Source organism: Sphingomonas sp. BK580, from assembly GCF_014194975.1.
Lineage (GTDB): Bacteria > Pseudomonadota > Alphaproteobacteria > Sphingomonadales > Sphingomonadaceae > Sphingomonas.
Map to the genome: position 1 here is coordinate 171,395 of NZ_JACIAY010000005.1, position 18,917 is coordinate 190,311.

The 18,917-nt window shown below is 72.9% G+C and carries 22 protein-coding genes; 15 read left to right on the top strand and 7 right to left on the bottom strand.

Annotation, left to right across the window (positions count from 1 at the left end; all coding sequences use genetic code 11):
• The first annotated feature begins 70 nt into the window (after positions 1-70).
• Entirely contained in the window at positions 71-733 is a 663-nt protein-coding gene (gene msrA, locus FHY05_RS11305) for a peptide-methionine (S)-S-oxide reductase MsrA (protein WP_183944496.1), read from the top strand.
• A gap of 14 nt (positions 734-747) precedes the next feature.
• Here msrA and ubiA read toward each other — a convergent pair whose 3' ends face one another.
• On the bottom strand, positions 748-1,653 hold the full coding sequence (gene ubiA / locus FHY05_RS11310) for a 4-hydroxybenzoate octaprenyltransferase (RefSeq protein WP_311732452.1): 906 nt from the start codon (positions 1,651-1,653) through the stop codon (positions 748-750).
• Positions 1,654-1,776: 123 nt separating this feature from the next.
• Here ubiA and FHY05_RS11315 point away from each other — a divergent pair, with 123 nt between their 5' ends.
• The 5 genes from FHY05_RS11315 (at position 1,777) to FHY05_RS11335 (ending at position 6,587) form a co-directional block, all read left to right on the top strand.
• A complete protein-coding gene (locus FHY05_RS11315; RefSeq protein WP_183944498.1) occupies positions 1,777-3,087 on the top strand; it encodes a gluconate:H+ symporter in 1,311 nt (436 codons plus the stop codon).
• A gap of 149 nt (positions 3,088-3,236) precedes the next feature.
• Complete coding sequence (locus FHY05_RS11320) at positions 3,237-4,463, top strand: histidine-type phosphatase (protein ID WP_183944499.1); 1,227 nt, start codon at positions 3,237-3,239, stop codon at positions 4,461-4,463.
• A gap of 41 nt (positions 4,464-4,504) precedes the next feature.
• Positions 4,505-5,629, top strand: coding sequence for an alpha/beta fold hydrolase (locus tag FHY05_RS11325; RefSeq protein ID WP_183944500.1), 1,125 nt, complete (start codon positions 4,505-4,507; stop codon positions 5,627-5,629).
• Between the two features lie 68 nt (positions 5,630-5,697).
• Positions 5,698-6,348: a peptidylprolyl isomerase gene (locus FHY05_RS11330; protein ID WP_183944501.1), complete on the top strand. Its 651-nt coding sequence runs from the start codon at positions 5,698-5,700 to the stop codon at positions 6,346-6,348.
• A gap of 47 nt (positions 6,349-6,395) precedes the next feature.
• On the top strand, positions 6,396-6,587 hold the full coding sequence (locus FHY05_RS11335) for a hypothetical protein (RefSeq protein WP_183944502.1): 192 nt from the start codon (positions 6,396-6,398) through the stop codon (positions 6,585-6,587).
• 246 nt (positions 6,588-6,833) lie between these two features.
• Here FHY05_RS11335 and FHY05_RS11340 read toward each other — a convergent pair whose 3' ends face one another.
• The 5 genes from FHY05_RS11340 to FHY05_RS11360 all read right to left on the bottom strand — a co-directional run bounded on the left by FHY05_RS11340 (position 6,834) and on the right by FHY05_RS11360 (position 10,019).
• Positions 6,834-7,262, bottom strand: coding sequence for a thioesterase family protein (locus FHY05_RS11340; RefSeq protein WP_183944503.1), 429 nt, complete (start codon positions 7,260-7,262; stop codon positions 6,834-6,836).
• A 58-nt stretch (positions 7,263-7,320) separates the two neighbouring features.
• On the bottom strand, positions 7,321-7,980 hold the full coding sequence (locus tag FHY05_RS11345; protein ID WP_183944504.1) for a TPM domain-containing protein: 660 nt from the start codon (positions 7,978-7,980) through the stop codon (positions 7,321-7,323).
• Positions 7,980-8,759 (bottom strand): TPM domain-containing protein, encoded by a 780-nt coding sequence (locus tag FHY05_RS11350; protein WP_311732453.1) that lies wholly within the window; start codon positions 8,757-8,759, stop codon positions 7,980-7,982. Before FHY05_RS11350 ends, FHY05_RS11345 begins: the two co-directional genes overlap by 1 nt.
• 168 nt (positions 8,760-8,927) lie before the next feature.
• A complete protein-coding gene (locus tag FHY05_RS11355; RefSeq protein ID WP_183944506.1) occupies positions 8,928-9,506 on the bottom strand; it encodes a LemA family protein in 579 nt (192 codons plus the stop codon).
• A 96-nt stretch (positions 9,507-9,602) separates the two neighbouring features.
• A complete protein-coding gene (locus FHY05_RS11360) occupies positions 9,603-10,019 on the bottom strand; it encodes a helix-turn-helix domain-containing protein (protein ID WP_183944507.1) in 417 nt (138 codons plus the stop codon).
• Positions 10,020-10,107: 88 nt separating this feature from the next.
• Here FHY05_RS11360 and FHY05_RS11365 point away from each other — a divergent pair, with 88 nt between their 5' ends.
• From FHY05_RS11365 to FHY05_RS11385, 5 genes are all read left to right on the top strand, one after another.
• Positions 10,108-10,842, top strand: coding sequence for an SDR family NAD(P)-dependent oxidoreductase (locus FHY05_RS11365; RefSeq protein ID WP_183944508.1), 735 nt, complete (start codon positions 10,108-10,110; stop codon positions 10,840-10,842).
• Between the two features lie 84 nt (positions 10,843-10,926).
• On the top strand, positions 10,927-11,661 hold the full coding sequence (locus FHY05_RS11370; RefSeq protein ID WP_183944509.1) for a hypothetical protein: 735 nt from the start codon (positions 10,927-10,929) through the stop codon (positions 11,659-11,661).
• Positions 11,662-11,907: 246 nt separating this feature from the next.
• Positions 11,908-12,135, top strand: coding sequence for a hypothetical protein (locus tag FHY05_RS11375; RefSeq protein WP_183944510.1), 228 nt, complete (start codon positions 11,908-11,910; stop codon positions 12,133-12,135).
• 5 nt (positions 12,136-12,140) lie between these two features.
• A complete protein-coding gene (locus tag FHY05_RS11380) occupies positions 12,141-13,373 on the top strand; it encodes an MFS transporter (protein ID WP_311732454.1) in 1,233 nt (410 codons plus the stop codon).
• Positions 13,374-13,453: 80 nt separating this feature from the next.
• On the top strand, positions 13,454-14,107 hold the full coding sequence (locus tag FHY05_RS11385; RefSeq protein ID WP_183944511.1) for an NAD(P)-binding domain-containing protein: 654 nt from the start codon (positions 13,454-13,456) through the stop codon (positions 14,105-14,107).
• Positions 14,108-14,246: 139 nt separating this feature from the next.
• Here the strand turns inward: FHY05_RS11385 and FHY05_RS11390 are convergent, their stop codons facing one another.
• Entirely contained in the window at positions 14,247-16,403 is a 2,157-nt protein-coding gene (locus FHY05_RS11390; RefSeq protein ID WP_183944512.1) for an AsmA family protein, read from the bottom strand.
• A 195-nt stretch (positions 16,404-16,598) separates the two neighbouring features.
• Here FHY05_RS11390 and rpmI point away from each other — a divergent pair, with 195 nt between their 5' ends.
• From rpmI to pheS, 4 genes are all read left to right on the top strand, one after another.
• Positions 16,599-16,802 (top strand): 50S ribosomal protein L35, encoded by a 204-nt coding sequence (gene rpmI / locus FHY05_RS11395; protein ID WP_058755056.1) that lies wholly within the window; start codon positions 16,599-16,601, stop codon positions 16,800-16,802.
• Between the two features lie 20 nt (positions 16,803-16,822).
• Positions 16,823-17,188 (top strand): 50S ribosomal protein L20, encoded by a 366-nt coding sequence (rplT, locus tag FHY05_RS11400; RefSeq protein WP_183922336.1) that lies wholly within the window; start codon positions 16,823-16,825, stop codon positions 17,186-17,188.
• Between the two features lie 320 nt (positions 17,189-17,508).
• On the top strand, positions 17,509-17,802 hold the full coding sequence (locus FHY05_RS11405) for a GIY-YIG nuclease family protein (protein WP_409321730.1): 294 nt from the start codon (positions 17,509-17,511) through the stop codon (positions 17,800-17,802).
• Complete coding sequence (gene pheS, locus FHY05_RS11410; RefSeq protein ID WP_183944514.1) at positions 17,799-18,908, top strand: phenylalanine--tRNA ligase subunit alpha; 1,110 nt, start codon at positions 17,799-17,801, stop codon at positions 18,906-18,908. Before FHY05_RS11405 ends, pheS begins: the two co-directional genes overlap by 4 nt.
• The last annotated feature ends 9 nt before the right edge of the window (positions 18,909-18,917 follow it).

An 18,917-nucleotide genomic window follows, 5' to 3' on the forward strand; every position in this document is an offset into this window, starting at 1 on the left:
GATCCGCGCGCGCGATGAAAGCCGCTGATCCATGTTGCCGGCGCGCCGCGCGCTCCCCATCTTCCGCGGCATGACCAGGCTCTTCCCTCGTCGCCGCGCAGCCCTCGCGCTCGGCGCCCTCTCGCTGGCCAGCTGCGGCGCCGCGCAGGCGGAGCGAGCAGTGCCGATCCCCGCCGCCGCGCGCGACGTCGCGCCGACGCCGGGCTCGCAGACCGCGGTGCTCGCGGGCGGCTGCTTCTGGGGCATGGAAGCGGTGTTCCAGCAAGTCCGCGGCGTGCGCGACGTCACCGCGGGCTACGCGGGCGGCACCGCCGCGACCGCCAACTATCGCGACGTCAGCAGCGAGACGACGCGGCACGCGGAGGCGATCCGCGTCCGCTATGACCCGCGCGTCGTGAGCTACGCGACGCTGCTGCGCGTCTATTTCTCGGTGGCGCACGACCCTACCCAGGTGAATCGCCAGACCCCCGACGTCGGTACCAGCTATCGCTCCGCGATCTTCGCGCAGACGCCCGAGCAGCGCGCGGTGGCCAGCGCCTATATCGCGCAGCTCGGCGCCGCACACGCCTTCCAGCGCCCGATCGCGACCAAGGTGGAGAGCGGCGCCTTCTACCCGGCCGAGGCGGAGCACCAGAACTTCTTCCAGCGCAACCCGTACCACCCCTATATCGTGCGCTGGGACAAGCCCAAGGTGGCCGCGTTCCGCGCGGGCTTCCCGCGCCTGGCCAGCTGAGCGCGCGGCACGCGCTACAGGCGCGTCCCCACCGCCGCGCAGGCGAGGAACATCAGCAGCCCGGCGAAGCGGTTGCTGCGGAAGCGCGCGAGCGCGCCGGCGCCGTCGTCGGGCACCAGCGTCGCCGCCTGCCAGCCGAGGTGGAGCGCCATCGGCGCCAAGGCGGCGAGCACCAGGACGTCGGCGCGAACCTGCCAGAAGGCCGCCGCCCATAGCGCCAGCGCGAGCGCGTAGCAGAGCGCTACCCCGGCGCGGACGTGCCGGCCCATTGCCAGCGCCGACGAGCCGATCCCGATCAGCGCGTCGTCCTCGCGGTCCTGCAGCGCGTAGACCGTGTCATAGCCGACCACCCAGCAGATCGCGCCGGCGTAGAGCAGCAGGCCGGGCGCGGTCAGCCCGCCCCACACCTCGCTCCAGCCGACCAGCGCCGCCCAGGAGAAGACCAGCCCGAGCCAGACCTGCGGCCACCAGGTGATCCGCTTCATGAAGGGATAGGCCGCGACCGGCGCGAGCGCGGCGAGCGACACGATCGCGGCGTAGAGGTGCAGCTGGAGCAGCACCACCAGCCCGATCAGGCACAAGGCCACCAGCCACGCCCAGGCGGCGCCGAGCGACACCTGCCCGCTGGCCAGCGGGCGGTGGCGCGTGCGCGCGACACTGGCGTCGAGCTCGCGGTCGACGATATCGTTGTAGACGCAGCCCGCGCCGCGCATCGCCACGCTGCCGAGCAGCAGCCATAGCAGCAGCGGCCAGCGCTCCACCGCGCCGCCGGCGAGCGCGACCGCCCAGGCGCCGGGCCAGAACAGCAGCCACCAGCCGATCGGCCGATCGAGCCGGGCGAGCAGCGCGAGCGCGCGCGGGAGCGGCGGGAGCGCGGCGACGAGGCCGCGGTGCTGGCTGTCGGGGACGATCTCGGTCACGCGCGCCGCTCTAGCGCGTCCCGCCCCGCGACCAAAGCCGCGGTTGCGGTGCGACGACGCCGCCGCCATGGTCGCGGGTGAACCGTCCCCGCGGGAGAGGATAGATATGGTCGCCCGGCCGGCATGACGTTGCTCGCCATCGCTCTCGTCATCGTGCTGCTGATCCTGCTGGTGGCGCTCGCCAAGGCGCCGCCGCTGGTCGCCTTCGTCATCGCCGCGCTGCTGGGCGGCGTGCTGCTCGGCGTGCCGCTCGAGACCATCCCCAAGGCGATCGAGAAGGGCATCGGCGACACGATCGGCCCGCTCGTCGTCATCGTGGTGCTCGGCGCGATGGCGGGCAAGCTGATCGCCGACAGCGGTGCGGCGCGGCGGATCGCCGACGCGCTGATCGCCGTGTTCGGCCCGCGGCGGCTGCCGCTGGCGATGGCGGCGACCGGCTTCCTGGTCGGCATCCCGCTCTTCTACAACGTCGGCTTCGTGCTGATGGTGCCGCTGATCTTCTCGATCACGGCGCGCGCCAAGCTGCCGCCGGTGCATGTCGGCATGCCGCTGCTCGCGGGTCTGTCGATCGCGCACGGCTTCCTGCCGCCGCACCCCTCGCCGACCGCGCTGGTGACCCAGCTCGGCGCCGACCTGGGCCAGACGCTGATCTACGGCCTGATCGTCGGCGTGCCGACGCTGCTGATCGCGGGCCCGCTGTTCGCGCTGACGCTGAGGAACATCCAGTCGCCACCCTCGGCGCTGTTCGGCAGCGACGACACCGCCGAGCGCCGGCTGCCCGGCACCGCGGTAAGCTTCCTGTGCGCGCTGCTACCCGTCGGGCTGATCGCGGGCACCACCGCGCTAAGCTATCTCGCTCCGTCGCCCGACCTCGCCGCCGCGGTGCGCTTCGTCGGCAACCCGACGGTCGTGCTGCTGGTGGCGATCGCCATCGCGATGCTCGCGCTGGGCGCGGGCGGTGGCCTGCCGCTGCCGCGCATGATGGAGAGCTTCGCCGGCGCGACGCGCGACATCGCGCCGATCCTGCTCATCATCGCCGGCGCCGGCGCGCTCAAGCAGGTGCTGGTGGAGAGCGGCGCCGACCGCGTGCTCGCCGCCGAGCTGGCGACGCTGCCGATCCCGCCGCTGGTGCTGGGCTGGCTGCTCGCCTGCGTGATCCGGGTCGCGCTCGGCTCGGCGACCGTGGCGGGGCTCACCGCGGGCGGGCTGGTCGCGCCGCTGCTCGCCACCAGCGGCGCCAACCCGAACCTGATGGTGCTCGCGATCGGCGCGGGCAGCCTGATGTGCAGCCACGTGAATGACTCGGGCTTCTGGATGTTCAAGGAATATTTCGGGCTGAGCCTGCGCGACACGTTCCGCTCCTGGTCGCTGATGGAGACCTTGGTCGGCAGCTTCGGGCTGGTGTTCGTGCTGCTGCTCGACGCGGTCGTCTAGCCGAGCGATCCGACGGCTCGTCGCCGCGCTCCAACGCGTGCTCGGGCGACGGCCGTCATGCGCTGTCACGCGATCGTCGTCACGCCGATGCAACGCTGGCCAGCACCGCGCGGCTATAATGCTAGCCGCGGGCGGTGGCGGAGGCGGACATGACGGGACGGATCACACGCTGGACACGATCGCTGGCACCGCTCGCGCTCCCGCTCGCCGCACCGCTCGACGCCGCGCCTCGCGATGTGGTGCGGCCGCACGAGCTCCGCGTCGAGCGGGTGGTCGCGCTGGTGCGGCACGGCGTGCGCGCGCCGATCACCGGCGAGGTGCCCGCGGGCACGCGCACCGACGCGCCGTGGCTGCGCTGGCCGGTGGCACCCGAGCGGCTCACCCCGCACGGCGCGCGCGCCCTGCGGATCGAGGGCGCGACGGCGCGACGCTGGCTCGACTCGCTCGGCGTCACCGCGCGCGGGCGCTGCCCCGCGGCCGGGCAGCTGAGCGTCTGGGCCAACACCGCGGAGCGGACCATCGCCAGCGGCGCCGCGCTGGTGGAGGGGTTCGCCCCCGGCTGCGCGGTGCCGGTCGGACACCGCGGCGCGGGCGACGTCGACCCGCTGTTCGAGCCGCTGCGCGCGGAAGCGGCGCCGTTCGACCCGCGTGCCGCGATCGAGTCGATCCAGGCCTATACCGGCGGGGTCGAGCGCATGGCGGATCGCTATCGGCCGCAGCGTGCCGAACTCGACCGCGCGCTCGGCTGCGGCGACGCGGCGGGTTGCAGCCCCGACGCGCCCGCGACCTTGCGCCCCAGCGCCGACGGGCGCGCGATCGAGCTGACAGGCCCGATCCGCGACGTCTCGGGCACCGCACAGGTGCTGCTGCTGCAATATGCCGAGGGGCTGACCGCGCACACGCCCTGGGCGCGGGTCGACCCCGCGGCGCTACGCCGGCTCGGCGCGCTCCACGCCGCGCTGTTCGACGTCTTCTCGCGACCGCCCTATATGGCGGCGCGTCAGGCCGGGCCGCTCGCGCGCCGCATCGAGGAGCGGCTCACCGCGCGCGACGGCCCCGCCATCGAGCTGCTGGTGGGGCACGACACCAACGTCACCGCGCTCGCCGCGGTGCTGGGGGTCACGCTGACCGCGCCGGGCTATGCCGCGGGCGATGTCGCGCCCGGCGGCGCGCTGGTGCTCGAGCTGCTGCGCGGCCGCGCCGGGGCGCGCTTCGTCCGCGCGACCTATCGCACCCAGTCGCCGACCCAGCTGCGCCGCCTCGCGCGCGGCGGCGCCGTGACCCGGCTCCCGATCCCCGGCTGCGCCGGTGGTCCGGAGCGAAGCTGCCCGCTCGGCGAGTTCGTGCGGCTGCTGCGCGCGCGCACCGTGGGCTGAGCGCGGCTTGCACCCCCGCGGCGGCTCGCCGACAAGGGGGCATGATCCGCTCCCTCCTCGCCCTGATCGGGCTCGCCGCCTCGCCCGCGCTCGCCCAGCAGCAGGGCCAGCGCCCGCCGATCACCGCCGCCGCGCCGCAACCAGCCGCCGCGCGCACCTGGCCGACGCGCGAGGCCGACGCCGAGCTGCGCGACGTGACCTTCGCCGCGGGCGGGACGATGGCGCGCGTGCGGCTCCACTACACCACGCTCGGCACCCCGCACCGCGACTCGCGCGGCGATATCGACAATGCGGTGATGGTGCTCCACGGCACCGGCGGGACCGGCAAGCAGTTCCTCCAGCCGCAGTTCGCCGACCAGCTCTACGGCCCCGGCCAGCCGCTCGACATCACCCGCTACTACGTCATCCTGCCCGACAATATCGGGCACGGCGGCTCGTCCAAGCCGTCCGACGGCAGCGGCCCCGACTTCCCGCGCTACGACTATGACGACATGGTCGCACTCCAGCACCGGCTGGTGACCGAGACGCTCGGGATCAGGCGGCTGCGTCTGCTGATGGGCACCTCGATGGGCTGCATGCACGCGCTGATGTGGGGCGAGCGCTGGCCCGACGCGGCGCGCGCGCTGATGCCGCTCGGCTGCGAGGCCGTCCCGATCGCCGGGCTCAACCGGATGTGGCGCCAGCTCGCGATCGAGTCGATCACCGCCGACCCGGCCTATGCCGGCGGTCGCTATCGGGCGCAGCCGCTCGCCGGGCTGCGCGGCGCGGCCTCGCTGCTGTTCGTCGCGGGCGGCGCGCCGATCTATTTGCAGGACGCTTATCCGACACGCGACGCCGCGGCCGCCTACGCGCGCCAGCGTGTCGCGGCCTCGCTCCAGGGGCTCGACGCCAACGACCTGATCTGGGCGCTCGACTCGTCGCGCAGCTACGATCCCTGGCCGCGCCTGGAGGCGATCACCGCACCGCTGACGTGGATCAACTCGGCGGACGATTTCATCAACCCGCGCGCGCTCGACTATCCCGACGGCGCGGTGAAGCGGATGCGCGACGCGCGCTTCCGGCTGATCCCCGAGAGCGTCGAGACGCGCGGCCATGGCAGTCACACCTGGGCGCGGCTGTGGAAGGACGACCTGGTCGCGCTGCTCGCGCGCTCGGCCCCGCGCTGATCGCCTATTGGAAGGTGAGGGCCGCTCGCGGCTTGCACGCGCGCGCCGCGCGACCTAGCGCCAGGCGCATGCGTCCCCTGCTCCCGCTCGTCGCGCTCGCCGCGCTGCTCTCCCCGCCCGTCGCGGCGCAGCGCGCCGACCGTGCCACGCCCGGCTGGGTGCGGGTCCGGCTCGAGACCGCAGACGGCCCGATCGTGCTCGCGCTCGACGCGCGCCACGCGCCGGTGACCACCGCCAATTTCATGCGCTACGTCGACGACGGGCGGTTCGACGGCGTGAGCTTCTATCGCACCGCGCGCAACAAGCGCGACCCGCGCTACGGCTTCATCCAGTCGGGCATCCGCACCGACGCGCGCCGCTTCCTGGACACGATCCCGCACGAATCGACCAGGCAGACCGGGATCAAGCATCTCGACATGACGATCTCGATGGCGCGGCTGGGCCCGCCCGGCGCGGCCAACGGCAATTGGTTCATCACCGTCGGCGCGATCCCCTCGATGGACTGGACACCGACCAACCCGGGCTATGCCGCCTTCGGGCGGGTCGTGGCGGGGCAGGCGACGGTAAAGCGCATCCTCGCCGAGCCCACAGGTGGCGGGATGAAGGGCACGCTGATGCTGCAGCCGGTCCGCGTCAACAAGGCGACGCGGCTCGACGGCACCGCCAAGCCGACCGGCCGCCCGCGCCCCTGGCTGATCGAGCGCCGCCGCGACGGCTGAACTCCTGGCGCCCCCGGGTCGTTAGGGCCGCAGCGAAGGAGAGCGACATGAGCGAGCAGCCGAACAAGCCGGGCGGCGACTTCCGCCAGGACGGCAAGGTCCGCGACGCGGGCGACGAGCAGGCGGTCAAGAACCAGGGCGGCACCACGCCGGAGGCCTATCCGAAGAAGGACGGCGGCCGCGCCACCGGCGAGGACAGCGCGGTCGGCGCCGGCCGCGGGGAGAGCGACGGGCAATAGCGCGACCGCCGAACACGCGTTGCTATGCTCCCGCGCAGGCGGGAGGCTTGGAGACCTAGGCGGGGCGAGCCGTTGCCCTCCTCGGCGCATGGTTCACCTCGCCTGCGGCGTCGGTGCACTCCGGCGAACGCCGGAGCCCACGGCCGTCGACCAACGCGCGCCGCCCTGGGCTCCCGCTTGCGCGCGGGCCCGGATCGTAGCGGGCGGCGCGGCGCTTTCGCGGCCATCCCGCGATCGCCTCGTTTGCTACCCGCGCGGCAGCGCCTCGACATAGGCGCGCACCGCGTCGGCGATCGGCGCCGGCCGCCCGGTCGGCAGATGAACGTTGACGCTCACCATCGTGATGACGCTGCATAACGCGCCGGTGGCCGGGTTGGTCAGTTCGAAGCGCAGCGTCATGCTGGTCGTGCCGAGCTTCTCGACCCGCACATGGGCCTCGACTTCGTCGCCCCAGGTAAAGGGTGCGAGATAGTCGAGCTCGGCGCGGCGGATGTGGAACTCGCTTTCCTCCCACACCGGCCCGAGCGCGTCGGCGATGCCGCTGGCGCGCCAGAACTCGGTCGCGGCGACGTCGGCGTATTCGAGGTAGCGCGAGTTGAAGACGACGCGTTGGCCGTCGATCTCGGCGTAGCGCACGCGGAAGCGGGTGGAGAAGGCGAAGCCGGGGCGGGTCATAGGCCGCGCGCTGTGACGGTGCCGTCGCGCCGGGTCAACCGGCGGTGCGGCGCCTGCCTCACAGCTCGATCACGCGATCGGGCAGCTCGTTGACGTCGCTCGCGCTCTTGGGCAGCTGCTCGGCCAGGATCGCGCCGATCGCGCCCACCGCCGCGACCATGCCCTCGCCCGCCTGCCCCGCCCGCACCGAGTCGACCAAGGCCGCCATCGCCGCGCCCCAGCGCTCCGGCGGCACCGCGGCGTGGACCGTGCGATCGGCGACGATCTCGGCGGCGCGCTCGTCGGCGGAGAGGTAGAGCAGCACCGCCTCGCGCCCCGCGGTGCGGCGCTCGGCGGCGAGGCGGAAATAGAGCAGCGCGCGCCGCCGCACGCGCCGCCGCCTGGTCGCGCGCGGGGTCAAAGCGAGTCGCAGCGGCATCCAGGCGAGCAGCAGCCGCGCGACGAGGAAGGTGGCCGCCTGCACGACCAGCAGCAGCGCGAGCGCGGTCGCGCGCGACTCGCCCCAGCCGTTGCCGGGCGCGAGCGACGCCGGCCACAGCGCCGCCGCCGCGGGCACCGCCAGCGTGGCGAGCAGCGCGTAGTGGAGCGCGACGTCGTGATAGGCGTCGGACCGCTCGCTCACCACGGTGACGATCTCGCCGTCGGTGGTGCGCTCGGCGGCGGTGACCGCCCGGGTCACCGCGGCGCGCTCCTCAGGGGTGAGCACCAGCCGCGCCATCACCAGCTGCCGCTCGCGCCGCCGCCGCCGAACGAGCCGCCGCCGCCGGAGAAGCCCCCTCCGGAGAAGCCGCCCCCGGATGCGCCACCGCCGCCCCAGCCCGAGCCGCCGCCCCAGATCACCACCGGCGCCACGCCGCCGCGGTAGCGGCTGCCGCCGGCGGAGCGGCGCAGCAGCGGCAGCAGCACGAAGACGAGCACGACCGCGATCCAGAACGCGGCGACCATCCAGTCGCCGCCGTCGTCCGCGCGCGCCGGACTCGCGCTGGCCCGCCCGGCGCGGCGCTCGGCGGCCTCGAGCGGCAGCTTGAGCTGGTCGGCGAGCTGCTGCGCGCCGGCGACGATCCCGCCCGCCATGTCGCCGTCGCGGAAGCGCGGCAGGATGGTCTGGTTGACGACGATGCTGGCATAGGCGTCGGTGACGATCGGCTCGAGCCCGTAGCCGACCTCGACGCGTACCTTGCGCTCGCTCGGCGCGACGAGCAGGATCACGCCGTTGTTCGCGCCTTTCTGGCCGATGCCCCAGGCCCGGCCGAGCCGATAGCCATAGTCCTCGATCGTATAACCCTGCAGGCTCGGCACCGTGGCCACGACGAGCTGGCGCGACGAGGCCTGCTCGACCGTCGCGGAGAGCTGCTCGAGCTGGCGCACCTGGTCGGCGTCGAGCAGCTTGGCGGCGTCGACGACGCGGCCGGTCAGGGCCGGGAACCGCTGCGCGGCCGCGGCCGTCGCGCTGATCAGCCACAGCGCCGCGAGCAGCAGCGCGCACCAGCGCTGCACCCGCGCCGAGACTCGGTCCGGCCCGCTTGAAGCGCAATCGGGCTCCTGCGCCTGCAGGAGCCCAGACTCACGAACGTTGATCCCGAAGCCCTGGGCTCCGGCGCTCGCCGGAGCACGCTTCCACTTCGGCGGCTGAGGCCCCGATCCACGCGCGACCATCGTCGCGGCTCAGCTGCCGAAGTTGACCGTCGGCGCCTGCTCGGCACCGGGACTCGTCGCCTGGTACGGCACGAGCGGCTTGGCACCGTAGAAGATCTTGGCGCCGACCGCGTCGGGGAAGGTGCGGATCCGCGTGTTATAGTCCTGAACCGCCTGGTTGTAGTCGCGCCGCGCGATGGTGATGCGGTTCTCGGTGCCCTCCAGCTGCGACTGGAGCGAGAGGAAGTTCTGGTTCGACTTAAGGTCGGGATAGGCCTCCTGCAGCCGCTGCAGCGACAGCGTCACCGCGTTCTGCGCGGCGGCGTAGCGCTGCACCGCGGCGGGATCGCTGAGCTGGTTGCCGCTCACCTGCACGCGGTTGGCCGAGGCGCGCGCCTCGGTGACCCGGGTGAGCACCTCCGACTCCTGCTTGGCATAGCCCTTCACCGTTGCCACCAGGTTGGGGATGAGGTCGGCGCGGCGCTGATACTCGTTCTGCACGTCGGCCCAGCGCGCCTTGGCGTTCTCCTCGGCGGTGGGGACGCTGTTCACCCCGCAGGCGGCGAGCGGCAGGGCCATCACGAGCGCGGCGGCGCGGCGGTGCATCATCTCGAAATCCCCTCTTTTTCCGCGAACTATACGCCGGCGCCAACGCGGGCGCAGGGGAAAAAGTTACTAGGGGAGTAACGATCTTCCCCCCGGCGATCACCCGTCGGCGGCCGGGGCGGGGTCAGACTGCGGCGCGGGCGGGACCGCCTGCCAGCGCGCGCGCTCCTCGAGCAGGCGCGTGACCGCGGCCATATTCGCGCTGCCCCACTCGCACAGAGGCGCCAGCGCGGCGGCGAGACCGCGGCCGAGCGGCGTCAGCGTGTAATCCACCCGCGGCGGCACCTCCCGATAGTCATGGCGGGTGACGATGCCATCAGCCTCGAGCTCCTTGAGCTGCTGGATCAGCACCTTGTCGCTGACCCCCCGGACCGCGCGCTTGAGCGCGCCGTATCGGTTCGGGCCCTTCACGAGGAAGTAGATGATCAACGGCTTCCACTTGCCCGCGATGACGCGGAGCGTGGCGTCGAGCCCGCAGCTGAAGCCGGGCGACGGAAGGTCGATCGCGTCTGTCATTTTATGGTACTTACCAAAAGGTGCATACTTGTCGACAGGTAGGCATGGCATCAGCTCTGCGCCAGTTCGAAGAACGGAGCAGACGACCATGAAGAGACTGGAAGGCAAGACCGCGGTGGTGACCGGCGGCGGGACCGGGATCGGCTTCGCGACCGCCCAGCGGTTCGTCGACGAGGGCGCGTTCGTCTACGTCACCGGGCGCCGGCAGGCGCCGCTCGACCGCGCGGTGGAGGCGCTCGGCGGCAACGCGCGCGCGGTCCAGGGATCGGTGTCCGACCTCGCCGACCTCGCGCGGCTGTTCGATCAGGTGAAGGCGGAGCGCGGCACGCTCGACGTGCTGTTCGCCAACGCCGGCCACGGCGATCTCGTCCCGCTCGGCGAGATCACCGAGGAACAGTATCAGCGCACCTTCGACATCAACGTGAAGGGCGTGCTGTTCACGGTGCAGGCGGCGCTGCCGCTGATGCGCGCGGGCGGCTCGATCATCCTCACCGGCTCGACCACCGGGTCGATGGGCACGCCCGCGTTCAGCGTCTACAGCGCGACCAAGGCGGCGGTGCGCAACTTCGCGCGCAGCTGGGCGCAGGACCTGCGCGGCACCGGCATCCGCGTCAACGTGCTCTCGCCCGGGCCGACGCTGACCGAGTTGGCGCAGGAGGTGGTCGGCCGCGACGCGATGGTGGAGCTGGGGGCGGGCACGCCGATCGGCCGCGTCGGCCAGCCCGACGAGATCGCCGCGGTGGCGGCCTTCCTCGCCTCGTCCGACAGCAGCTTCATGACCGGCAGCGAGGTCTTCGCCGACGGCGGCCTGGCGCAGATCTGAGCGCATCGCGGCGACACACTGGACCGCGCCGCCGAACAGCGGCAACCTCCGGGGATGGAACCCGATTCCCGCCAAGGCGCGCCGATGATCGAGCGCGCGCGCAGCGTCGCCGCGGGCTTCGCCGACGTCGGCCTCACCCAGGCCGAGGAGCTGCTGCGCCGCGTCTCGCCCGAGGGGCGCGCACAGGCGCGGCGCGAGCGCGAGGCGCGGGCGCGGCGGCAGCGCCGGCTGCTCGTGCGGCTGGTGCTCGCCGCGGCGGCGTCGCTGCTGGTGTGGGCGCTGCTCGCGCTCGCGGTCGCGCCGCCGGTGGCGCTCGCGGTCGCCGCGGCGCTGATGCTGCTGCTGACGACGCTGGTGCTGATCCGCGCGGCACCCCGCGCGCCGGGGCGCGAGGCGCTCGCCGGCGCGGCGCTGCCCGATCTCGCCGCCGAGGCGGCGCTGTGGCTCGCCGCGCAGCGTCGCGGGCTGCCGCCCCCGGCGCTGCGGCTGAGCGAGGCGATGGCGCAGCGCCTCGAGACGCTCGCGCCGCGGCTCGCCCAGCTCGACCCGCGGAGCCCGGCCGCGGCGCAGGTCCGCGCGCTGATCGCGGTCGAGTTGCCCGACCTGGTGGAGGGCTGGCGCGCGGTGCCGATCTCGCTGCGCGGCAGCGCGCGCGACGATGCTCCCGCGCCCGACCAGCTGCTCGAGAACGGGCTGCGGCTGCTCGACGGCGAGCTCGCCCGGGTCGACTCGCAGCTCGGCCGCGGCGCGCTCGACTGCATCGCGGTGCAGGGCCGCTTCCTCGAGCTGAAATACGACGCGGACGGCGATCTTCCCTGAACGGCCGCGGGCCGGTCAACGCCACCGCGAGGACGCCCGCCACGGTGCCCATCGCACACCCGCTCCCGAGCGCCGGCGGCATCGTGAGGCCGACGTGACATCACGCGCGGACAGCAGCGTGTTTCTTCGTCGGGCGCCGCGGCGACGCGGCCGACCGGGAAACGGCGAGCCACCTCTCGATCGACCGCCCCGATCGCGGAGCCGAAGCCCGGCGCGGCGGGTTGGACCAGCACGAAAGGAGCGCCCGTGACAGACGAGATCAGCCAGACCCGCCAGCGCGAGATCGCCGCCGAGCATCTGCTCTTCAAGCTCATCGAATATGTCGAGTCGCGCGACCCGGGGCTGCTCGACTTCCTCGAGGGAAGCCTGTCGCACCTGGGCGACCCGGGACGCGACGACAGCAAGGACGACGAGGCTGTGCGCGAGATCGCCCGCCGCATGATCGCCGGCGCACGCACGCAGGGCACGGGCTGAGATCCGTGCCGCCGGCGCTGGCGGCGGGCTCACCGGCCTACCGCCGTCTCACGCTGGCGATGCTGTTCGCCGGCTTCGCGACCTTCTCGACGCTGTACGCGGTGCAGCCGCTGCTGCCGCTGCTGGCGACGCACTTCCGGCTGAGCGCGGAGGCGGCGTCGCTGGCGGTGTCGCTGGCGACGGGGCCGCTCGCGCTCGGTATCCTCGTCGCGGGCGCGGTGTCGGATCGGGTCGGGCGCCGTCCGCTGATGGTGGCGGCGATGATCGCCGCGGCGGTGCTGACGGTGGCCGCCGCGGTGGTGCCGGGCTGGTACGGGCTGCTCGCGCTGCGGCTGCTCGCCGGGCTGGCGCTCGCGGGGGTGCCGGCGGTGGCGATGGCCTATGTCGCCGAGGAGGTCGACTCGGCCTCGATCGGCGCGGCGATGGGGCTCTACATCGCCGGCAGCGCGCTCGGCGGCATGGGCGGGCGGCTGGTCGCCAGCCTCGTCGCCGCGGTGGCGGACTGGCGCTGGGCGCTGGCGAGCGTCGGCCTGATCGGGCTCGCGCTGGCCGAGGCGTTCCGCCGGCTCGCGCCGCCGTCGCGCCGGTTCGCGCCGAGCGACGCCGGCTGGCTGGCGCTGCCGCGCGGCGCCGCCGCGCTGTTCCGCGACCCCGGGCTGCGCCTGCTCTACCTCGAGAGCTTCCTGCTGATGGGCGCGTTCGTGACCATCTACAATTACGCCGGCTTCCACCTGCTCGCGCCGCCGTACGGGCTGGGGCAGGCGACGATCGGGGCGGTGTTCCTGCTCTACGTGCTCGGCTCGCTCAGCTCGCGGCTGTTCGGCGGCCTGGCAGGCCGGCTCGGGCGGCGGCGCGTCTTCTGGGTCCCGGTCGTGCTGCTGATCGCGGGCGTGGCGCTCACCGCGGCGCGGCCCTTGTGGCTGGTGATCCTCGGCATCGCGGTGCTCACGATCGGCTTCTTCGGCGCCCACTCGATCGCGAGCGCCTGGGTCGGCCGGCGCGGGGGCGCCGCGCGCGGGCAGGCGGCGGCCTGGTACCTGTTCTTCTACTATCTCGGGTCGAGCGTGCTCGGGTCGGCCGGCGGCCTCGCGTGGACGCGTCACGGCTGGCCGGGCGTCGTCCTCTTCTGCGCCGCGCTCGGGGGACTAGCGTTGCTCGGCGGTCTGCTGCTGGTGCGGGTGCGCCCGCTCGCCGCGCCCGAGGACCCGGCGGCCGTGCCGCCGCCCGCCTCGGCGTGACCGCGCGAGACTTCCGGCCACGGCGACCGTCATGCCGCGCCACGCCGCTATAAAGCGCTGAGGTCAGCGTGGGGTGAGCGGTGCGGGTCGGGATCATCGGGGCGGGGCAGGTCGGCCAGGCGCTGGCGCGGCGCGCGGTGGTGGCGGGCCACGCGGTGACGCTCGCCAACGCGCGCGCGCCCGAGACGATCTACGACCTCGCCGCGACGATCGGCTGCGCCGCCGCGCGCGCCGACGACGTGCCCGCGCTGAGCGACTTGGTGGTGCTCGCGATCCCCTTCGCCGCGGTGTTCGCGCTCGCGCCGGGGCTGCTCGCCGGGCGGATCGTCGCCGACGCCAACAATTACTATCCCGACCGCGACGGCCGGATCGCCGCGCTCGACTCGCGCTCCACCACGACCAGCGAGATGGTGGCGCGCCACTTCCCCGCGGCGACCGTGGTGAAGGCGTTCAACGCCATCCTCGCGCGTGACCTGCGCGCGCCGCCGGTGCTGCCGGGCGGTGCCCGCCGCGCACTCCCGATCGCGGGCGATGACGAGGGCGCGTGCGCGCAGGTGGCGGCGCTGCACGGCTCGCTCGGCTACGGCGCGGTCGACGCCGGACCGCTGGCCGAGGGATGGCGGTTCGAGCGCGCCAAGCCGGCCTATTGCGTGCCGCTCGACCGCGCCGGGCTGGTCGCCGCGCTCGACGCCGCCGAGCGCGACGTCGACCTTCCCGAGGGATCGTGGCGGTGAGTGCGGCCTGAAGTCTGATCTCGCTCGTCGAACCGTCAGCGTGCTCCGGCGAACGCCGGAGCCCAGGGCCACCAATGTGATGCTCGCCGCTCTGGGCTCCCGCGTGCGCGGGAGCACGTCGGCGTCGGTGAGAGAGACGCTAGAAGATCCCCAGGAACTTCTTCCGCTTCGGCGCGGGCGCCTTGCTGGGCGTGCCGTTGCCCACGTCGGTACGCGGCTCGCCCTTCTCGTCGCGCTGCGCCGCCGCGGTCTTGCCCGCGAGGATCGGGCCGCATTGCGCCGCCTTGGCGTCGCCCGGGTCGACGAATGCCAGCAGCGCCGCGACCGGCGTCGCCACCACCGCCAGGCCGAGCCCGACGCCGGCGCGCGCCACCAGTTGCGGCGAGATCACGTCGAGCTGCGGCTGCGCGAAATAGCCGCCCAGCCCCACCGGCGACTGGCCCGAGAAGAGGCTGAACTTCTTCGAGTCGGCGCGGAAGGCGAGGTCCAGCGCCTCGGTCTTGAAGCTGAACCCGCCGCGCGCGAGGATCACGTTGTTCTTGGTGTCGATCAGGATCGGGTCGGTCGCCGCGACGCCGTCGCGCACGGTGAAGGCGATCAGCCCGCAGTTGATCTGCACCGGCTCCTTGAGCTCCTGCTGGAACATCTTCTGGACGAAGGTGCCGAGGTCGATCTCGGCGAGCTCGACGTTGCGCGTCCACATCGTCCCGGCGGGCATCACGAAGGCGATACGGCCGCGCGCGCTGGCGAGCGAGTCGTGGATCGTGTCGCCGCGCCCCGTCAGCTGGATCCGGCCGCGGATCGTCCCCGACGTGCCCGACTCGGCGACGCCGTAGCCGGCGAGCAGCCGCCCCATCGGTGTGGGCGCGAGGCGAATGTCGTAGCTGACCGCGCTCGGCCGCTCGCGCGTGTCGAAGATCGCGTCGGCGGCGACGTTGCCGCGCGCCATCGCGAAGGTGAGCGGCGACAGCGCCAGCCGGCCGCGCTCGAGATCGAGCACCATGTCGATGTCGGAGATCGGCACGCGGCGGGAGCGCACCACGCCGACGTGCCACTTCAGGTCGGCGTCGAAGCGCTGCATCGTCGCCACCGGCAGCGCGGCGTCGGGCAGGATCCGCGCGGGCGCCGCGCCGGTCGCGGCGGCGGCGGCGACCGCGCCTTTCTCCGCGACGATGTCGGGATTGTAGCCGATGAAGGGCGCGGCATCGACGATGTCGAGCCGGCGCGTCGTCAGCTCCGAGTCGAGGTGGAGCCGCGCCCCGTTGGTGATCGTCAGCCGCCCGGCGACGTCGCTGTCGCCGAACGTGCCGCTCATCCGCGTGAAGCGATACTCGTTGCCGCTCTGCACCAGCTGCGCGCGCAGGCGGTAGGTGCGCGTGTTGGGGATCACCACGCCGATCACGTCGAGCAGCGTCGACAGGTTGCGCCCGGTCGCGCGCACCGCCAAGGGCACGTTCTCGAACTCGGCGAGGCTGGGCAGCGTCCCCGCCACGTCGATCGTGTTGCCGGCCGCCCGCGCGCGCGCGACCAGCTCGTTGCGCCCGCGTGCCACCGTCGCGTCGGGCGAGAGCAGGCGTGCCGCCAGCGTGAAGGGCGTGTCGCGCAGCTGGCCGGTGCCGCTGAGCCCGACCGCCTGCCCGATGCGCGCGTCGGTCGAGCGGATCGTGTCGAGCGTCAGGTCGGCGAGCAGCCTCATGCGCGGGTCGCGGTAGCGCACCTGCGTGCCCGTGACGGTGGCGCGATCGATCCGCGGCAGGTCGAGCGGCTTGCCCGAGCCCTTGTCCTCGCTGAAGGTCCAGGTGTTGCGCGTGTGCGCGGGATCCCACTCGAGATCGACCGCGCCGTTCGTGAGATCGAGCCAGTAGAGCCGGCGCTTGCCGAACAGCAGCGACAGCGGCGCGATGCGCGAGTCGATCCGCTCCGCCGCGAAGAGGTTGGGCCGGGTCGCCCAGGCGGGATTGGCGATGGCGAGTCGCTCGGCGTAGAATTTGATCTTGAGCGGCGCGAGATAGAGCTGGAAGTCGCCGCCCACGCGCACCTGGCGATGCGTCAGCTTGCCGACGACGCTCTCGAACGGGCGCTTGAGGAAGCGGCCCTTGGTGACGAAGAGCACCAGCCACATCGCGGCGAGGAGCGCGAGCAGCCCCAGCGCGACGTTGCGCGCGATCCGCCAGCCGCGGCCGCGCGATCGGCCGGCGTCTTCCGGCGGCGCGGGCGGCGGTGATGCACCCGCCGCGCCGGTCGACGCCGCGGAGGGACCGGGCGCGGCGACCGTGTCGGGCGGGATCGTTGCCATGGCGGTCCAATCGCGCGACGCGGCGGCGCGGTTCCCGGTACATCGCGCGCCACCGTGCCAGATGCGGGCGGTTGCTTTTCGCGGGGAGCGCGGCTAAGGCGCGCGCTTCTCCGAGCGATCGGCGGTGACGAACGGCCCGGCCATCCAGGGCTGCCGCGGCCGTTTCAGCCGAACGCTCCAGCAGAAAGGACGAAAATGCCCAAGCTCAAGACCAAGAGCGGCGTCAAGAAGCGCTTCAAGCTCACCGCGACCGGCAAGATCAAGCACGGCGTCGCCGGCAAGCGCCACCGCCTCATCAGCCACAACGCCAAGTACATCCGCCAGAATCGCGGCACCACGGTGCTGTCGAAGGCCGACACCGCGACGGTGAAGGCCTGGGCGCCGTACGGCCTGAACTGAGCGACGAGGAGGAATAGCTTATGGCACGCGTCAAGCGGGGCGTCACCACTCGCGCCAAGCACAAGAACATCCTGGAGCAGGCGAAGGGCTATCGCGGCCGTCGCAAGAACACCATCCGCGTCGCGCGGCAGGCGGTCGAGAAGGCCGGCCAGTATGCCTATCGCGACCGCAAGGTGAAGAAGCGGACCTTCCGCGGCCTGTGGATCCAGCGCATCAACGCCGGCGTCCGCGCCGAGGGCCTGACCTACAGCCAGTTCATGCACGGGCTGAAGCTCGCGGGCGTCGAGCTGGACCGCAAGGTGCTGGCGGATATCGCGATGAACGAGGGCGCCGCCTTCACCGCGATCATCGCCCAGGCGAAGGCCGCGCTGCCGCAGGCGGCGTGAGGCTTCCTCCGCGATGATACAGGGGGCGCTGGTGGCGACACCGGCGCCCCTTTCTCGTTGGGGGCGTGCTGGTGTTGGTCGCGTCGTGCTACATCGCCGAGGACATCGGCTCTGGATCCCCGCCTACGCGGGGATGACGGAGAAGAGGAGAGGACCGCGAGGACGTTCCAGCGCCATAGCGAGCCAACGGCCCCAACCGTCATCCCCGCGCAGGCGGGGATCCAGATACGATAAGATCGGCGAGGGCATGGCCGGCTCGGCGTCGATCGATTGGGGCCGACGACCGGACGTGGCCGATGCGGATCCCCTGCGTGTACATCATGGCGAGCGGGCAGCACGGCACGCTCCACATCGGCGTCACCTCCCATCTCGCCGCGCGGGTGATTCAGCACCGCGAAGGATTGATCCCGGGTTTCACCAGCCGCTATCGCTTGATGCGGCTCGTCTGGTTCGAGACGGCGGACACCATGGAAGCGGCGATCCGGCGCGAGAAGCAGATGAAAAAGTGGAAGCGTGACTGGAAGCTGCGCCTGATCGAAGAGGCTAACCCGCATTGGCAGGACCTCGCGATCGATCTCGGCTTGGCTCCAGCGCCGAACGGAAGAGAGCAATGACCGATACCGACGAGCTTCAGACCCACCTGCTCGCCGCGATCGCCGCGGCCGCGGGGCTCGACGCGCTCGAGGCGGTGCGGGTCGAGGCGCTCGGCAAGCAGGGGCGCGTCACCGCGCTGCTCAAGACACTCGGCGCGCTGTCGCCCGAGGAGCGCCAGGCGCGCGGCCCCGCGATCCACCAATTGCGCGAGGCGGTCACCGCGGCGATCGCCGCGCGCAAGGCGGTGCTGGAGCAGGTCGCGCTCGACGCGCAGCTCGCCAGCGAGGCGCTCGACATGACGCTGCCGGTCGACCTGCCTGCGAGCGGCACGGTCCACCCGGTCAGCCAGGTGATGGACGAGCTGGCCGAGATCTTCGCCGACCTCGGCTTCGCGGTCGCCACCGGGCCCGAGATCGAGGACGACTGGCACAATTTCGGCGCGCTCAACATCCCGGACACGCACCCGGCGCGCGCGATGCAGGACACCTTCTACGTGGCGCAAGCCGAGGGCGCCGGGGCCGCGCCCCTGGTGCTGCGCACGCATACCTCGCCGGTGCAGATCCGCACCATGGTCGAGGTCGCGCGCCGCCAGAACGGCGCGGGCGCGCCGATCCGCATCATCGCGCCGGGCCGCGTCTATCGCTCCGACTGGGACGCGACGCACACGCCGATGTTCCACCAGGTCGAGGGGCTGGTGATCGACAAGGGCATCACGCTCGGCCACCTGAAGTGGACGCTCGAGACCTTCCTCAAGGCCTTCTTCGAGCGCGACGACGTCGTGCTGCGGCTGCGCCCGAGCTATTTTCCGTTCACCGAACCCTCCGCCGAGGTCGACGTCGGCTTCTCGGTCGAGAAAGGCAAGCGGGTCATCGGCGGCGATGCGGGCTGGATGGAGGTGCTCGGCAGCGGCATGGTCCACCCGCGCGTGATCGCCAACTGCGGGCTCGATCCCGCGGAGTGGCAGGGCTTCGCCTTCGGCTGCGGGATCGACCGGCTGGCGATGCTGAAATACGGCATCGACGACCTGCGCCCGATGTTCGAGGCCGACACGCGCTGGCTGCACCACTACGGCTTCGCCGCGCTCGACGTCCCGACCCTGTCGGGCGGCGTCGGCACCCCCGCCTGACCTTCCTTC

Coding starts and splice junctions, on each gene's coding strand:
- msrA (WP_183944496.1), top strand. CDS start 71: ATGACCAGGCTCTTCCCTCGTCGCCGCGCAGCCCTCGCGCTCGGCGCC.
- FHY05_RS11315 (WP_183944498.1), top strand. CDS start 1,777: ATGACGTTGCTCGCCATCGCTCTCGTCATCGTGCTGCTGATCCTGCTG.
- FHY05_RS11320 (WP_183944499.1), top strand. CDS start 3,237: ATGACGGGACGGATCACACGCTGGACACGATCGCTGGCACCGCTCGCG.
- FHY05_RS11325 (WP_183944500.1), top strand. CDS start 4,505: ATGATCCGCTCCCTCCTCGCCCTGATCGGGCTCGCCGCCTCGCCCGCG.
- FHY05_RS11330 (WP_183944501.1), top strand. CDS start 5,698: ATGCGTCCCCTGCTCCCGCTCGTCGCGCTCGCCGCGCTGCTCTCCCCG.
- FHY05_RS11335 (WP_183944502.1), top strand. CDS start 6,396: ATGAGCGAGCAGCCGAACAAGCCGGGCGGCGACTTCCGCCAGGACGGC.
- FHY05_RS11340 (WP_183944503.1), bottom strand. CDS start 7,262: ATGACCCGCCCCGGCTTCGCCTTCTCCACCCGCTTCCGCGTGCGCTAC.
- FHY05_RS11345 (WP_183944504.1), bottom strand. CDS start 7,980: ATGGCGCGGCTGGTGCTCACCCCTGAGGAGCGCGCCGCGGTGACCCGG.
- FHY05_RS11355 (WP_183944506.1), bottom strand. CDS start 9,506: ATGATGCACCGCCGCGCCGCCGCGCTCGTGATGGCCCTGCCGCTCGCC.
- FHY05_RS11360 (WP_183944507.1), bottom strand. CDS start 10,019: ATGACAGACGCGATCGACCTTCCGTCGCCCGGCTTCAGCTGCGGGCTC.
- FHY05_RS11365 (WP_183944508.1), top strand. CDS start 10,108: ATGAAGAGACTGGAAGGCAAGACCGCGGTGGTGACCGGCGGCGGGACC.
- FHY05_RS11370 (WP_183944509.1), top strand. CDS start 10,927: ATGATCGAGCGCGCGCGCAGCGTCGCCGCGGGCTTCGCCGACGTCGGC.
- FHY05_RS11390 (WP_183944512.1), bottom strand. CDS start 16,403: ATGGCAACGATCCCGCCCGACACGGTCGCCGCGCCCGGTCCCTCCGCG.
- rpmI (WP_058755056.1), top strand. CDS start 16,599: ATGCCCAAGCTCAAGACCAAGAGCGGCGTCAAGAAGCGCTTCAAGCTC.
- rplT (WP_183922336.1), top strand. CDS start 16,823: ATGGCACGCGTCAAGCGGGGCGTCACCACTCGCGCCAAGCACAAGAAC.
- FHY05_RS11405 (WP_409321730.1), top strand. CDS start 17,509: ATGGCGAGCGGGCAGCACGGCACGCTCCACATCGGCGTCACCTCCCAT.
- pheS (WP_183944514.1), top strand. CDS start 17,799: ATGACCGATACCGACGAGCTTCAGACCCACCTGCTCGCCGCGATCGCC.